The following is a 14,039-nucleotide window of genomic DNA, read 5'->3' as shown; positions in this document are numbered from 1 at the left end:
GCACGGTTTTGGAGAGCAGTGGCTCTTGTGAGAGAGTCACTGACTTTAATCGCTCCGCCCACGATGCACAAAAACACATCTTCAACAACCTAAGCTCTCAAGCCAACGGAATAGAGAAACGAGTAATCGAACTCGATATTGAAAAATGCTTCGACAGGATTAACCACTCAGCAATAATGGACGAACTCATCGCCCCCAAAGGCTTGAAACTCAGTATTTTCCGATGCCTCAAGGCAGGGGTAAATCCAGAATTCCCTGAACAAGGAACCCCACAGGGGGGAGTGGTCAGCCCATTACTAGCTAACATCGCACTCAACGGGATTGAGAGTATACACAGATACCACTACAACTACAAAGTAGGTAGCAAGGTACACGACAAGACCCCAAATAAGTCAATCATAGAACCATCAATCCGGTATGCGGATGACATGATTATTATACTCCGACCCGAAGATGATGCGACAGAGATACTTGAAAGAATCAGCGAGTTCCTCCGCAAACGCGGAATGAATGTAAGCCAAAAGAAAACCGAAGTTACCGCCGCGACAGATGGGTTTGATTTCCTCGGCTGGCACTTTAAAGTCCAGAAAAACGGAAAGTTTAAATGCAGTCCCTCAGTGGATAACTTCAAAGCATTCCGTAAGAAAGTAAAACACATTGTCAACAACTCGAATTATGGTGCTACCACAAAGGCTGAGAAATTAGCCCCGGTAGTTAGAGGTTGGAGAAATTACCATAAGTTCTGCAAGATGGACGGGTCTAGAAACTCGTTATACCACATTGAAACAAGAGCTTATAGGGTATTCAACAAGGAAACCAAGCAAAACCGCTACTCTAGCAAGAAATTACTAGACAAGGCATTCCCAGCAGTTCCCTACTCCGAAAATAAACACGTCTCAGTTAAAGGAACAAAATCCCCCTATGACGGAGATACAGCCTACTGGAGCGAACGTAACAGTAAACTCTATGACGGCGAAACCTCTATTGCTCTCAAGAAGCAAAACCATAAATGTGCATCCTGCGGCTTAAAGTTCATCGATGAGGAAAAGGTTCACCTGCACCACATCGACGGAAATCACGCCAACTGGAAGAGAAATAATCTTGAAGCAATTCATGAGAGTTGCCACGATTACAAGCACATGAGCAAAAGCGCAAGCTGAGAACATCGGGAGCCGTGTACACGGAAACGGGTACGCACGGATCTAACTGAGAGGTGCGGGGAATAAGCGCGACTTGAAAGGTCGTTTAGGACGGAGAGCCGACTCTCCTAGAGAATTCACACTCTCTACCCTCATGTAAAAAGACTCTCAAAAGAGTCTGGTCACGCCCAAGTAGGTAACGAAACAGGCGGAGTGCAGACCACAAACGTAACCTTAACTACCAGCCTAAACGTGGTAAGGAGCAAGAGGGAGTTCTCCTAAGATGAACGAAAGTGAATTGATGTCTAAACTGCGTCATCGCACAGAGAGCCAAATAAGGCTGATAGGCTCTAACCAAAAGGTAAGTGGGTAGATTTATAGTTTTATTTTCTATGAATCGTGTGAATACAATTCCCACCGCAGGAAAATCAACATCTAACGGAGAACAGGCATTAAACGAAACAACAAGGTAAGCCCTACAGAGTCTATGGAAAGGTCGAAGTCCCATAGTAAGTCAACCGTAAGGAAGACAGAACTCTCTGGAGGGTAGAGGATGAGAGAAAAAGCGAACGCCCATCTGTAATAGATGGGATAGGGATTCAAACTTTGTCCCTGACCGAAAGGAATAGCAAACTTCTCTTGGGTCTTATGAGAAAGAGACTAAACAAAGAAACTTAATTCGAGGACAAGTTAGATGGTGTATGTAAATACAACAAACGGACTAAGAAAACCGTTAGAAAACTGGAATCAGGTCAACTGGAAACAGATTAATAAAGCGGTTAAGAATCTGCGTAAACGAATCTTTCTTGCGAGAAAACTTGGTAACTGGAGGAAACTGCGAAGTCTCCAAAAGTTAATGCAAAGAAGCTACGCGAACCTATTACTATCTGTTCGGAAAATCACTCAGACCAATAAAGGGAAAGCAACGGCAGGAATTGATAAAGAAACTGTCAATACCCCAAAGCAGCGAGTGAAGCTGGTAAATAACTGGGAAGACGGCAATCAAGACCCAACAAAACGGGTAATGATTCCCAAATCCAACGGTAAGAAACGACCGCTCGGAATCCCAACCGTGCGTGACAGAATCGAACAGGCAATAATAGTTAATTCACTAGAACCAGAATGGGAAGCCATATTTGAACCAAATTCCTATGGATTCAGACCTGGTAGAAGTTGTCAAGACGCTATAGCACAAAACTGGATAAGATTAAATGCAAGTCCAAATGCTAGAAACGCTTGGGTTCTAGAAGCTGATATTCAAGGTTTCTTTGATAACATTATCCATGAATCTATCCTCAAACGGTTAGGAAATTTCCCTAGAAGAAATTTAATAAAAGGATGGTTAAAAGCTGGATTTATCTTTGAAGGGAAATATAATCCAACCGAGACAGGCACACCACAGGGAGGAGTGATATCACCTCTTCTAGCCAACATCGGATTGCATGGATTAGAAAACTATATAAAATCCACCAATCCAAAACTTGGCGTGGTTAGATATGCTGATGATTTTATTATCACAGCTAGAGACAAAGGAAGTCTTGAAAAAGCCCAAATCCAGATTCAGCAATGGTTGTCAGAAAGAGGACTTAATTTCAGCGCGGAGAAGACACTGATAACGTCAATGGAGGATGGTTTTGACTTTTTTGGATTCAACCACCGCCATTACAATGGCAAATTGCTTATTAAGCCCTCGAAGAAGAAAGTCCTGGACTTCTGCAAACGAATTGGGCAAGAAATCACAGCAATGAATGGGAGCGAACAAGAAGCAGTCATAAAAAGACTTAATCCAATTCTTCGTGGATTTTCCAATTATTACAAAGGTGTTGTTAGTAAAGAAACTTTTGGATATATCAAAAGTAGAACATGGCGATACCTTTGGAATTGGGCTAAACGTAGACATCCCAACAAAAATACAAAATGGGTTCGGAAGCGTTACTTCAAGACAATAAATGGTAATAAATGGACGTTCGCTACCACAACTAGCGACCGCAGAGGGAAAGAAAAGGACATAATCCTATACCCGATAGCGTACACGCCTATCGAACGCCATGTAAAGGTCAAGGGCGAAGCATCACCGGATGACCCTTCACTCCAAGAGTACTGGGAAAAACGTCACCAGAAATATGGAAAGAGCTACTGGGAGAAAAACTCTCAAAATTACAAAATCGCTCAAACCCAAAATTGGAAATGTCCTATCTGTGGTGAACCTTTATTCAATGGAGAGGAATTAAACACCCATCACATAGTTCCCGTTGCTCAAGGTGGACGAGACGACATTGAAAACCTACAGCACTTGCACCATGCGTGTCACAAGCAGGAACATTCTAAAACCAAGTCAACTCGCTTGAAGTAAGGCTTGAGCCGTGTAAGTGCGAAAGTCTTATGCACGGTTCTTAGGGGAGGGGAGAGCAGTGACGCTCAAACCTTACCCGACTATCCCCCATCGACTCAACCAAACCCTACGGCTGACTTTTGCCGGACATCAGGAAGTTCAACAATATGTAAGGAGATAAACATGGAACGTTCAGTTTTGATTCATTTTGACAGCGCTACAGGTGAAGTGAAAGTGGAAGCGGAGGGATTCGAGGGCTTGAGTTGTTTATCGGCTACGCAACCATTTGAAGAGGCACTTGGGGTTGTAGGCGATCGCATTTTCAAAGAAGAATCAGCACCACAGCTTCGGATTACGAACAGCACTCAAACACGTTTACGTCAGTAAAAAATGGAGGGGGTTGACTCCCCCTCAAAACATCATGAACGAATTAGCTAAAGAATACCCCTTTATCCACATTTACGCCCAGCAAAAACCACACCAGCCCGTGATCATCAAAGCGAATACTGAGGGGCTGTGTGTGCTGTTGAATGCCATAGTAACAGCGTAGTTTACCGCCGTAGGCATCGCCTACCAAGAGTGCAATGGTATAGCTGAGATTTTCGACGGCGATGCCGAAGTTTATGAAGTAGTCGTGAGACTTGTTAATACTCACGATGAACTAGCTCCATTACCTTATCAGATTGAAAAACAATGAACCTCTCAAATCTTCTCTCCACATTAGATTCACAAATCCCCATCGCTGCGGTTGATGTCTTATCTCCTGATGAAGCGACGATTATTCAGTGGCTGACTGCTGAAGCTAACAATAAGCTCTCATGTCCAGTGTTCTTTTGGAATCTGGGAGTATCAACCTTGGAGCAATGTTTAATCGCAGCAGATGGGGGATTAGTGTTTAAACCAGTACCAGAGTATAAGAAACCACAACATGCTGACCCATTGTTATATGTGTTTGATTACATTGCGAATTTTAGTGCTGATGGAATCTTTATCTTAGGTGACATTCACTCGTTTATTGGTAAGAATTTGCCTTCGTTATCTTGGGAGGTTGTTAGCAAGGTAAAAAATCTCTACCATCGTCTCAAACCGACTGATAAACGCATTGTGCTACTGGGTCAAAACATTCAATTACATGAGTCACTTGTACGCTTAATCCCTTATTGTGAAATTCCTCTACCAGGAGTTGAGCAAATACTTGAACATATCAATTCTTATTTGCATGACCTACAACAGTCAGCTATTGAACAGGAATTGACTTTTACAATTTCCCTCAACAAGAGTGAAATTGAATCTCTCTCTCGTGCTGCCTTGGGATTAACCCTGGAGGAAATTAGCGACTTCCTGCGGTTAACTGTCAAACATAACCTAACATCAGATGGGATTTTAATTGATAGTAATTTCATACCCCAAGCAGTCGAGTATAAAACTCGGCTGTTGTCTCAAATAGGTATTGAATTGGGCAAGCCTGCTAGCATCTCCTTTGGAGGATTGGATTTGTTGCGTGAGTGGCTCAATCGACGGCGGCGGCTGTTCACACAAGAGGCCCGTGAACTTTCCTTACCTCAACCAAAAGGTGTGTTGCTTGCAGGGCCGCCCGGTACAGGTAAAACTTTATTAGCTAAGAACATCGCTCATATCCTAAATCTACCGCTACTCCAGTTAGATATTGCGTCTCTTCTTGGTTCTTTAGTTGGTGAATCAGAGGGCAATGTTAGACGTGCCTTGAAAACAGCCGAAGCAATTGCTCCATGTATTTTATTTATGGACGAAGTGGAAAAAGCTCTTTCTGGCAGTGGTGACACAAGTGGCGTTTCTCAAAGGATTCTCGGCAATATTCTGACGTTCATGAGCGAGTGTACAAGTGGTGTATTCATTGTGGCAACCTGCAATGACCCTTCTGCACTGCCAACTGAGTTAAAGAGGAAGGGACGCTTTGATGAGGCTTTCTTTGTTGATCTTCCTACGGAGCCAGAACGAGTGCAAATCTTGAGCATTCATCTGCAACGCTTTGGGATTGCGGTTGAAGACGAGTATTTAGAGGCGATCGTAGCTTCAACCGCGAAATTTTCCGGGGCAGAACTCGAAACCCTCGCTTCGGAAGCTGCTCTGCTGGCATTCGATGAAGGGCGACCGCAGCTCTTAACGCTTGCTGATCTGGAAACCTGTCGTCAAACCATCACTCCGCTTGCAATTCAGGATGCTGCGGCAGTTCAGCGTATGCAGGCTTGGGCAGCTACTGCACGACGGGCTAGTAGTCCTGTGGTTGCGGCGAAAACTCAATCCTTACGTGCTGCTAAGTTTCGGAATCTGAACTGATGAGAAAGCGATTGTCTCCTGATTCTATGGGGGCGACCGCAATCACTAAAATACAAGAATCCTTACAAAGCAAGAAAAATATGACCAGACTTAACATCCATGAATATTTAGCTAGACATCAGGCAGAATTTCCTAATAGTAAAATACATCATGAATTGCCAATGCCTACAAACTCAATATCTATAGTTTCTGATCCTGAAAACTGGCATTGCTACCCACAGAATGTAGTACGAATAGATTTAGCAAATTACGACGAAAAACATTTAATTGGGATTGGTGATTTCAAGCATCCTACAATCTGTACAAAATTATTTGATTCTTTAGATGATGCTTGTAGTTTTATAGCTAATCGTCCTAACTAAATTTCAAAAGAGTGGCTTGAGCAGAGCGGATTTGACTTTTTAGATACCCCAGTTTCAAAACCTTATCGTATCTAGTAAAAAATTAATTTGATAATCACGAAAAGTTGGCGATCTCTACTTTAAGGTTTGTAGCGCTCGCCTTCAATGTATCTATCTCAGATGAGGTAATGCCTAATAGTCAGCGAGTATTGGAGTTCAAAAACATGAAAATATATTTAGTTTTTGTTGATGCTATCCAGAACAGCAATAAATTCTGGTCTGCTAAAGTCGAAGATGGTAACTTAACAGTGCAATGGGGCAGAATCGGTTATCAAGCGCAGACTAAAGTCCACACATTAGGCAATCATCAAAGAGCGGTTAGTAAATTTAACAATCTGGTAGCCGAGAAAAAATCCAAAGGCTACAGAGAAAGTCAGCCAGAGATTGATGCTAGCCGCAGTGTTGCAGACATTAGACGAGCAATACATTTATTGAATATTATTCGTCCTTGTATTGCTAGTAGAATTTTTCACGATGGCTACATTAGCGCCCTAAATGAGTATTTGAAAATTGTCCCTACGCCTTTGGGGATGCAGATAGATTATCACGGAATTTACCGTACCGTTACAGATGTCGATTATCAAATGGAATTACTTAATTCTCTGTTAACGACACCTGCATCACAAGTTGCTGCGGTGGCTGTTGGTCATGCCCCTGAAGCAGCAGAACCCAAGGTAGTCAGTCTCAAGACTATCAGTAAGAACTTCTGGCGACATCTGTAAATCAGCTTGGCGGAAAATATTGTGAGAAAATTCCAGAATTCAATAAGGAATAAAGCTATGGCAAAGATAATTGTTAGCTCTTGGGAGTCAGAGGGGTATGGGCATTCTACCCACAGGGAGCAGGAAATAGATTCTCAATACCAAAAAATAAGAAAAATATCTGACTAGCTAGGAATCGATATTCCAGACTTGGATATACATGTAGGATCAGTTAGCACAAGGACAGAGATTGTTGCTGATGAATCTGTATTAGATCATGTAAAGCCGATTTCCTATAGCGATGCGGACTGATTAACTGTATCCCCCAGTATTGGATGAGATTGGGGGATATTTTTGGTGTTTGATAAATTATTTCCAAAAGTTATGAAATAGCCTTATAAAAATTGTCCTTAATATCTTTTTTAGATATCATAGCTGCTCGTTATGACTTTTGGCGAATACTGCGACGAAAAGATGATTCTCGCTCCAAGGCATTGAGAGCAATGCGACGTAGGAAAGCAAAGTTTTGTGGGTTGTGCAGAGAACTAATCCAGCTTTCATCTTCACCGAAAGTAACATGCAATATCCAAGGAATAAAGTTTTCTATTCTCCACGACGAAACTCCTAACGCACCATTATTAAGGCTTTGGTGCCGTACTCTCGCTACTAGACCTAAAGAGTCTGTTCAACAATCAAATAGTAGTCGTATATATTCTGAATAATTACATAAGCGTGAGCGCCGCTCTTACTTTAAAAATAGTATTTTTTGAAGCAACTCTTGATTATAAAAATAAAAAAGATGGGACTGACCAGTTATGCTAGCAAAGCTCATCTTCTTAATTTTTTTCCCACGGGCATTGTAAAGTGGAATAGTTTTTATTTCTAAATTGTCAATAGTTTTTATTTCTAAATTGTCATATTTACCTACTGGAAGCCATTTTATGCAAACAGGGTCTTCTTCGGCATAATACTCAATCCATTTTTCAACTTTTCCTTTACAGCCTTCTACTAATTTAGATAATTCCGAGTTAATTGGATGGGATTTAAACGAAAAGAACTTTAAAGTACTCCCTAATGTAATAAAATTAACATTTTGTTTTTCTGGAAGTTCTGCCAGTAGTTTTGTACCAATAATAGCTCCAAAGCTATGGCCTAGTACCGTAACACTACTATACTTTTCTTCTGATACTAGATTAAAAGTTTCAGCTACTCTTTCATTAATGATATATTTAGTAAATCCATCTTCTAAATATTTTTCACAAAAGTGAGTTAGGTTAGCGGCTATGCTAACAGGCAATAAGCCTACTAGAAAAGTATTGATTAACCAAATCCAACCAAGGTATAATTTAAACTGCTTTAAAGCATTAGAACTATCGAATTATTTGACTAGCTGAGAAAATATAATAAGAATAGAAAAAAAATACCAGCAAATAAAAACTAGTAAGAAAACAGTGCAAAAAAGAAACAAAATTCTTGATTCTTGCAAAGTTTTGTATATACCTGAAAAAAGCCAATAGTATATCAGATATGCGCCTCGTGGAACTTTATCTGTTAATTCCATTTTAGTTAAATCTTCTATAATATCTCCCCAGTAAGCCTCATATATATCTATTAATTTATCGCTAATTTCAAATTCCTTAATACTACAATTACCTTTATCAAAATGTTTAAGGGGCTTTGCTCCTAAACCTTCAATTCCCTTGCTAAAATTATAAAGAAATTCTTTCTTATCTCTTGAACCAAAGCCAGGTATTAACAATATTGCTTGTCTATTTTTTGATTGAGTAGGTGACTCTGACATTTGTGCCTATTCTACTAACAACAATAAATTCAAAATAGCATAGCTAAAAACCAGGGCGAAGGCGAGATCATGTAATTCTTCGGCAGATGTTAAATCAGCGCATCCAGCACCAACGATACCAATACGGATTTAGCTAAGTTGATTTCTTCGGTGACTCAAGCCTTCAAAAAGTAGTTTGCTTCTGTTTAAGTCTTAACCTCCAAGCAGCGTGAAAAGCAGCGATCGCAAACACACTGAATGTTAAAGCTGGTTCGGGAACAGGCTTGCTTACAAGTATTAAGCCTGTAGTGTTAACAGTGATATTGCCGCCATTACCAACCTGTGCTGTACCTGCGGTAGTGGAAATTTGAGCGCCACGACGCAGAAGCAGTAAATCAGTTTGTAAGTTGATATCACCACCATTACCCGATGTAGATTGGGCGTTGAGTGTGCCAGTGTTATCTAAGGTAACTCTAGGTGAGGTGACGATTATATCTCCAGCAATACCCGTCGTACTTTGAGAGTTAACGAGAAAGTCACTGTTAATGTTTGAACTGCTACCAGAAATATTTACTTGAGCAGTATTAACTTTAATTGTGCCTGCATTACCAAGTCCTGAAGTTGAGGCACTAAGTTCAGCGCGATCGCGTAATGAGAAGGAACCAGAATCGATGTTAATATTACCTCCATTGCCAACTGTACCAGTGGACACATTACTCAAAATCCCACTGTTTCTTCCAGCAATATTAACAGCATCTGTAACATTAACATTGACATTCCCCGCATTACCTTGTCCAAATGTTGAGGCAATAAGTTCAGCGCCATTTTGTAACGATAATGAACCAGAATTGATAGTAATGTTACCCCCATTGCCAAGTGACCCCAAACCCACAAGATTGCGAACATTACTCCCAATGCCTGCAACTTTGATTGACTCGGTAGCATTCAGCGTAATATCTCCGGCGACAGTTTCAGGTGTCCCCAAACCTTGCCCAATACCAGCACTTAAAATACTTCCTCCCAATATTTCTAAATTCCTAGCATTAACTGCAATATTACCGCCACCAGCCCCAGTTACAATTACACCTGCTTGATTCGTGAGGGATACCGAAGTTCGCGCAACATTATCAGGAAATATCAAGCTGAGATTATCGCCATCTACACCTAGAGCTACAGTACCAGCTTGGGCTAACCCTCCTAACTCGGCTCTCCCACCATAAGCATTTAATCGTCCCCCATCCATGCTGACATTACCACCCACCAATAGTAAACTCTTACCATCTGGTACTCGTAAACCAAATGCATCAAAGCCTGCTGGGTCTGTTCCTGCCGATGCTACTGAGTTGTTTTGAATCCCTCCGTTTTGATTAATCTGATTAAACAATAATGCTGAAGGATTAATAGTCAACAACGGTGAAGGGATATTTTGCTCAGTAGCACTAAAAAATCCTCGATTTCCAAATTGCAGAGCATTCGCTGTAGTCGCCGCAAAGGAACCACCAACATTTAAGCTGGCATTTTTACCAAATACAATTCCATTGGGATTTGTTAGAAACAGGTTAGCCGTACCCAACGTGCGAATTAACCCATCAATATCAATATCAATATTAGAAACTGATCCACCCGTTACTCGACTAATAATATTTTGAATATCTAGAGCATTATTAAAGTCAGCAGTGCTACCAGTAGGTACAGAGAACTCACCAAAACTGTGAAACAAATTACCGCCAGCTTGAGTTCCTCCAGTAATGTTAAAGGTGTCACCCTCTCGTGTGACGCTAGAGTTATTAGGTAAAGTGCCATCTGGAGTAATTTGAGCGCTTGCATAATCAATGCTACAAAAGCTGGCACCGAAAGCGATAGTCACTAAAACACCCCAATGAGTAAAACTTAAACCTGACATTGCAAGCCTCCACTAATAGCAGCACCAAAGCTTAGTTAAGCATAAATCAAGTTACTAGCTGTTAAATAGCGAGTAACTAGGCTACTAAGCTTTCACCCGAAAACTTTGGTTTTTCGCAAAAGATTGAAAATTTTACAAAACTTTACTTTACAAAGTTCTCAAGCCATCGCTCCCCTGGTAATGCCTGAGCAAGTGAGCGAACCAATAGCTCAGGCATTGCCGCCGTGTAAAATTTTATTTAGTTAAATATCTGCATTAACTGATTGCTGCTGATCAGATCGTATTGCGTGCGATCGCTAAAGCTGCCCCATAATAGTGCAAATAAGAACTGCATTAAAGAATAAATAGCTACAAGTAGAGTCGCTTCATTAGGTTTTGCGCCGAACTGATCAGCATATAAAGGCGGCATCGGCAAGATGATTCCGAAGCCGAGCAAGTCTATAAATACAGTCAAAAATAAGATAAGTGTAGCCCTGCGATTATTTTTACTCTCCATAGGCACAATTCTCTTTTATAAAAAATGTGTGTAACTTGGATTAGTGTTATGGGCATTAGAGAACACTTGATAATAAAAGCCCATTGGATGCAACAGTAATCAGTTCAAGCAAAATGAATGAATTTGAGTGTGGTTGAGCAATATAGCGTGGAATAAGCCCACTATGAGAAACAAGCCAATAATACTACTAATGAAAGCAACTACTATCTCGTGCTTTCGTATAGCTTTTTGTATTTTAGTGTCTATGATGTATTCTAATTCTTTGTATGACATTGACTTGAATTTAGCTAAAGATAAGAATGATGTGGAATTTACATCTGAAAGAACTTGAAGTATGTTCAAAACATTGAGTAATTATAAAAGAGAGAGGCAAGCTCAACTTACCTTTCCCCTCGGCTATTCAATTATGATTAATTAAAGAACAATGTCGCTTGTGGGATTTCCTGCTGCCACAAATAGTGTTGGCGCTCCTGTAAGCTGAATCTCAAAGTCAGCGCTCAAATTGGAATTGGTGTTAGCTGCAAGAATACCTGCTACATACCTCACTTGACCTCGTTACCAGTACCCCCATTAAGGGTATCATTGTCATCAGTCCCATTTAGGGCAGTGCGAAAGATAGATGGGGTACCATTGATGGTATTATTGTCATCAAAATTACTACCGTTAATAATTGCCATAATCAGCAGAGAGTTGTTAAACGAGGTTACTACGATGACATCAGCCCAAAACCCAAATTTTTCGTGAAAACTCAAAACTTTTACAAAGTTTTCCAGACGCAAATTTCAAACCACTATGATTACTATCCGTGTCAATTAACCAACTCTCTCTACTCGTTCTAATCAATCAAAACCGCCTCAACACAAGCAATTCCCCACTGCGGAAACTTCGCCAGCAATTTCTTAATCATTATCATCAATGCTGGGTCATCACTCCAACACCCTTTCAAGAAGTCAAACTCCGGATTCTGCCCCGAATTCGCCGCAACGCGTGAGTTTCTGCATCCGCTCCGGTCGCATATTTGACCGCACAACAATCGCCTCATGTGACCATTTTTCAGGCTGTGGCACAGGCGCGGCGCAACCTTTACCCTCATCAACTGCTTTGACTTCTACACCCGAAACTTGGTTTTCTCCCGACAAGGAAGCAGAATAACTCTGTTCTAGCTGCTCTTGTGTTTGATTAGCGATCGCTGAACTTAAACAAAATTCATTTTGAACGACGGGAGCGGCGGAACAAGTACCTTCATGACAGTCTTTCGGTTCAACACCACAGTCCTGATTTTTAGCCAATAATGAAGCGGAAAAACTTGGTTGGGCAAGTATCAACCAAGTCAGTTAAATTCTGTGCGACGGGCGCGGCGGAATAAGTATCTTCAAGACGGTCTTTCGGCTCAACACCACAATCCTGGTTTTCAGCCAACAATGAAGATGTCGCTGTTTTCGTTGGGAATAGTAACAATGAAGCCTGACGGGGCATTGATATTAATGTTGCTACCATTACCACCAGTTAGGGCTGTGCGTGCGGTGGTAAAGATTTGAGAGCCACCTCTCACTGATGGAGTTTTTACGACAAGCAGTAGACCGCAACTATGGGGTAGCCTGCGAAGTTTGTTTACCGTCCGGCTGATTTTGGTTGGTTTTTGGGGCTTATTTATAAGTTAAGCTTATACTTTATCCAAGGCAATCAGCTTTGTTACATTCTGCCAAAAACGGTATCGTACACTACTATTTTTTAGCGTTCGCAGAAGTTTTCGGTCTACTGATTGTTTTTGCCAAGCCTCAGAGAAAAGGGAGTTGATAGTTTAAGCACCGTCAACTCACCCTCGTAAATTGGTGAAGGTATTGCTTTAAGAGGTCAAATTTTATGCTATCGCCTCACCATTATCCGGATCATGGCAATGGAGTTGTGACTCGTGGTAATTTTATACCAACTCAATATTCACATTGAATGAGAGATTATCAAGTGAGGCGAATTGATTTCCTAAGAAAGACAAGTTACCGCTAGAGGTATCGTAGAAAAAATCGCTAATCTTAGTAGTACCAAACCCTACTTTAGAAACTTGGATTACGTCGTCCTCAGCAAAGTTGTAATCTTTGATGATGTCAAGACCCTCTTTAGCACTGTTGAAAATAAACCTATCTGCACCAAAGCCACCTGTGAGAATATCCTTACCTTCTCCACCGATAATGGTGTCGTTACCCAAGTCGCCAAAGATAATGTCATTGCCACCTCTACCATCAATTAGGTCATCCTCAGTCAGACCAAATAATTGATTATTTTGCCCGTCGCCCTTAATGCTGTCACTTTCATCTGTACCGATAACATTGTCAAAGTTGACTACATTGAATGTTAATGTCCCAAAATCAGGAATGTTATTGGCAGAGATAGTTTGGGCTTCTAGGTCAGCGATGATAGATACGCCAGGCAAAGATTGAGACGTATCTATGATATTATCGGCAACACTAGCATCAGCAATAACTGTTTCTACTTTAAAGATTTGATCTGTTCCCAATTCACCAGCTTTAGTAATTGTCCCTACACCTGAGAGGGTGATGGCTTTACCTAGTTTGCTATAGTTTGCTGTATCAAAGCCATTTCCGCCCTCAATGCTGTCCTTACCCTCACTGCCGTTGAATGTATCATCGCCGTCTTCGCCCCGCAAGATGTCATTGCCAGATTCACCAGAGAGGATGTCATTGTCTTCCCCACCAAAGAGAATATCATTACCGAATCCACCAAAAAGAGTATCCTTAGCTGAACCCGTCACTGGAGTAACAGCATCACCATCTAACAGGTCATCGCCATCTTCGCCCCGTAAGATGTCATTGCCAGATTCACCAGAGAGGATGTCATTGTCTTCCCCACCAAAGAGAATATCATTACCGAATCCACCAAAAAGAGTATCCTTAGCTGAACCCGTCACTGGAGTAACAGCATCACCATCTAACAGGTCATCGCCATCTTCGCCCCG

15 protein-coding genes are annotated in these 14,039 nt (G+C 41.3%); 7 read left to right on the top strand and 8 right to left on the bottom strand.

Annotated features, from left to right (window positions below; translation table 11 throughout):
• From ACFE90_RS14455 to ACFE90_RS14445, 3 genes are all read left to right on the top strand, one after another.
• Positions 1-1,160 (top strand): group II intron reverse transcriptase (locus ACFE90_RS14455; RefSeq protein WP_375501577.1); only part of this gene is annotated, 1,160 nt, incomplete at its 5' end.
• 673 nt (positions 1,161-1,833) lie between these two features.
• On the top strand, positions 1,834-3,492 hold the full coding sequence (gene ltrA / locus ACFE90_RS14450) for a group II intron reverse transcriptase/maturase (RefSeq protein ID WP_375501575.1): 1,659 nt from the start codon (positions 1,834-1,836) through the stop codon (positions 3,490-3,492).
• A gap of 162 nt (positions 3,493-3,654) precedes the next feature.
• A complete protein-coding gene (locus ACFE90_RS14445; RefSeq protein WP_375501573.1) occupies positions 3,655-3,858 on the top strand; it encodes a DUF2997 domain-containing protein in 204 nt (67 codons plus the stop codon).
• A gap of 43 nt (positions 3,859-3,901) precedes the next feature.
• Here the strand turns inward: ACFE90_RS14445 and ACFE90_RS14440 are convergent, their stop codons facing one another.
• Positions 3,902-4,126 carry a hypothetical protein gene (locus ACFE90_RS14440; RefSeq protein WP_375501571.1) on the bottom strand — a complete coding sequence of 75 codons (225 nt, stop codon included), beginning with the start codon at positions 4,124-4,126 and terminating at the stop codon, positions 3,902-3,904.
• A gap of 38 nt (positions 4,127-4,164) precedes the next feature.
• Between ACFE90_RS14440 and ACFE90_RS14435 the strand changes: the two genes are divergently transcribed.
• From ACFE90_RS14435 to ACFE90_RS14425, 3 genes are all read left to right on the top strand, one after another.
• Positions 4,165-5,787, top strand: a complete 1,623-nt coding sequence (locus ACFE90_RS14435) for an AAA family ATPase (RefSeq protein WP_375501569.1) — start codon at positions 4,165-4,167, stop codon at positions 5,785-5,787.
• Positions 5,788-5,867: 80 nt separating this feature from the next.
• Positions 5,868-6,149: a hypothetical protein gene (locus ACFE90_RS14430; protein ID WP_375501566.1), complete on the top strand. Its 282-nt coding sequence runs from the start codon at positions 5,868-5,870 to the stop codon at positions 6,147-6,149.
• 203 nt (positions 6,150-6,352) lie between these two features.
• Positions 6,353-6,910, top strand: a complete 558-nt coding sequence (locus ACFE90_RS14425) for a WGR domain-containing protein (protein WP_375501564.1) — start codon at positions 6,353-6,355, stop codon at positions 6,908-6,910.
• Between the two features lie 724 nt (positions 6,911-7,634).
• Here ACFE90_RS14425 and ACFE90_RS14420 read toward each other — a convergent pair.
• The 6 genes from ACFE90_RS14420 to ACFE90_RS14395 form a co-directional block, all read right to left on the bottom strand.
• Positions 7,635-8,186: a hypothetical protein gene (locus tag ACFE90_RS14420; RefSeq protein WP_375501562.1), complete on the bottom strand. Its 552-nt coding sequence runs from the start codon at positions 8,184-8,186 to the stop codon at positions 7,635-7,637.
• A gap of 81 nt (positions 8,187-8,267) precedes the next feature.
• On the bottom strand, positions 8,268-8,690 hold the full coding sequence (locus ACFE90_RS14415; protein ID WP_375501560.1) for a hypothetical protein: 423 nt from the start codon (positions 8,688-8,690) through the stop codon (positions 8,268-8,270).
• 163 nt (positions 8,691-8,853) lie between these two features.
• A complete protein-coding gene (locus tag ACFE90_RS14410) occupies positions 8,854-10,572 on the bottom strand; it encodes a filamentous hemagglutinin N-terminal domain-containing protein (RefSeq protein WP_375501558.1) in 1,719 nt (572 codons plus the stop codon).
• Between the two features lie 238 nt (positions 10,573-10,810).
• On the bottom strand, positions 10,811-11,068 hold the full coding sequence (locus ACFE90_RS14405) for an MFS transporter (RefSeq protein ID WP_375501556.1): 258 nt from the start codon (positions 11,066-11,068) through the stop codon (positions 10,811-10,813).
• A 542-nt stretch (positions 11,069-11,610) separates the two neighbouring features.
• Complete coding sequence (locus ACFE90_RS14400) at positions 11,611-11,820, bottom strand: hypothetical protein (RefSeq protein ID WP_375501554.1); 210 nt, start codon at positions 11,818-11,820, stop codon at positions 11,611-11,613.
• A 198-nt stretch (positions 11,821-12,018) separates the two neighbouring features.
• Complete coding sequence (locus tag ACFE90_RS14395) at positions 12,019-12,357, bottom strand: hypothetical protein (protein ID WP_375501552.1); 339 nt, start codon at positions 12,355-12,357, stop codon at positions 12,019-12,021.
• A gap of 21 nt (positions 12,358-12,378) precedes the next feature.
• Between ACFE90_RS14395 and ACFE90_RS14390 the strand changes: the two genes are divergently transcribed.
• Complete coding sequence (locus ACFE90_RS14390) at positions 12,379-12,606, top strand: hypothetical protein (RefSeq protein WP_375501550.1); 228 nt, start codon at positions 12,379-12,381, stop codon at positions 12,604-12,606.
• Positions 12,607-12,989: 383 nt separating this feature from the next.
• On the opposite strand, the gene ACFE90_RS14385 is transcribed toward ACFE90_RS14390, so the two are convergent.
• On the bottom strand, positions 12,990-14,039 hold a 1,050-nt coding region (locus ACFE90_RS14385; RefSeq protein ID WP_375501548.1), incomplete at its 5' end, for a calcium-binding protein.

It is taken from the genome of uncultured Nostoc sp. (genome assembly GCF_964245445.1).
Classification (GTDB): domain Bacteria; phylum Cyanobacteriota; class Cyanobacteriia; order Cyanobacteriales; family Nostocaceae; genus Nostoc.
This window is presented reverse-complemented; position numbering and strand designations above follow the sequence as displayed.

Excerpts from the sequence above, each read along its gene's own strand:
- ACFE90_RS14445 (WP_375501573.1), top strand. The coding sequence starts at position 3,655 with ATGGAACGTTCAGTTTTGATTCATTTTGACAGCGCTACAGGTGAAGTG.
- ACFE90_RS14435 (WP_375501569.1), top strand. The coding sequence starts at position 4,165 with ATGAACCTCTCAAATCTTCTCTCCACATTAGATTCACAAATCCCCATC.
- ACFE90_RS14425 (WP_375501564.1), top strand. The coding sequence starts at position 6,353 with ATGAAAATATATTTAGTTTTTGTTGATGCTATCCAGAACAGCAATAAA.
- ACFE90_RS14405 (WP_375501556.1), bottom strand. The coding sequence starts at position 11,068 with ATGGAGAGTAAAAATAATCGCAGGGCTACACTTATCTTATTTTTGACT.
- ACFE90_RS14410 (WP_375501558.1), bottom strand. The coding sequence starts at position 10,572 with ATGTCAGGTTTAAGTTTTACTCATTGGGGTGTTTTAGTGACTATCGCT.
- ACFE90_RS14430 (WP_375501566.1), top strand. The coding sequence starts at position 5,868 with ATGACCAGACTTAACATCCATGAATATTTAGCTAGACATCAGGCAGAA.
- ACFE90_RS14415 (WP_375501560.1), bottom strand. The coding sequence starts at position 8,690 with ATGTCAGAGTCACCTACTCAATCAAAAAATAGACAAGCAATATTGTTA.
- ltrA (WP_375501575.1), top strand. The coding sequence starts at position 1,834 with ATGGTGTATGTAAATACAACAAACGGACTAAGAAAACCGTTAGAAAAC.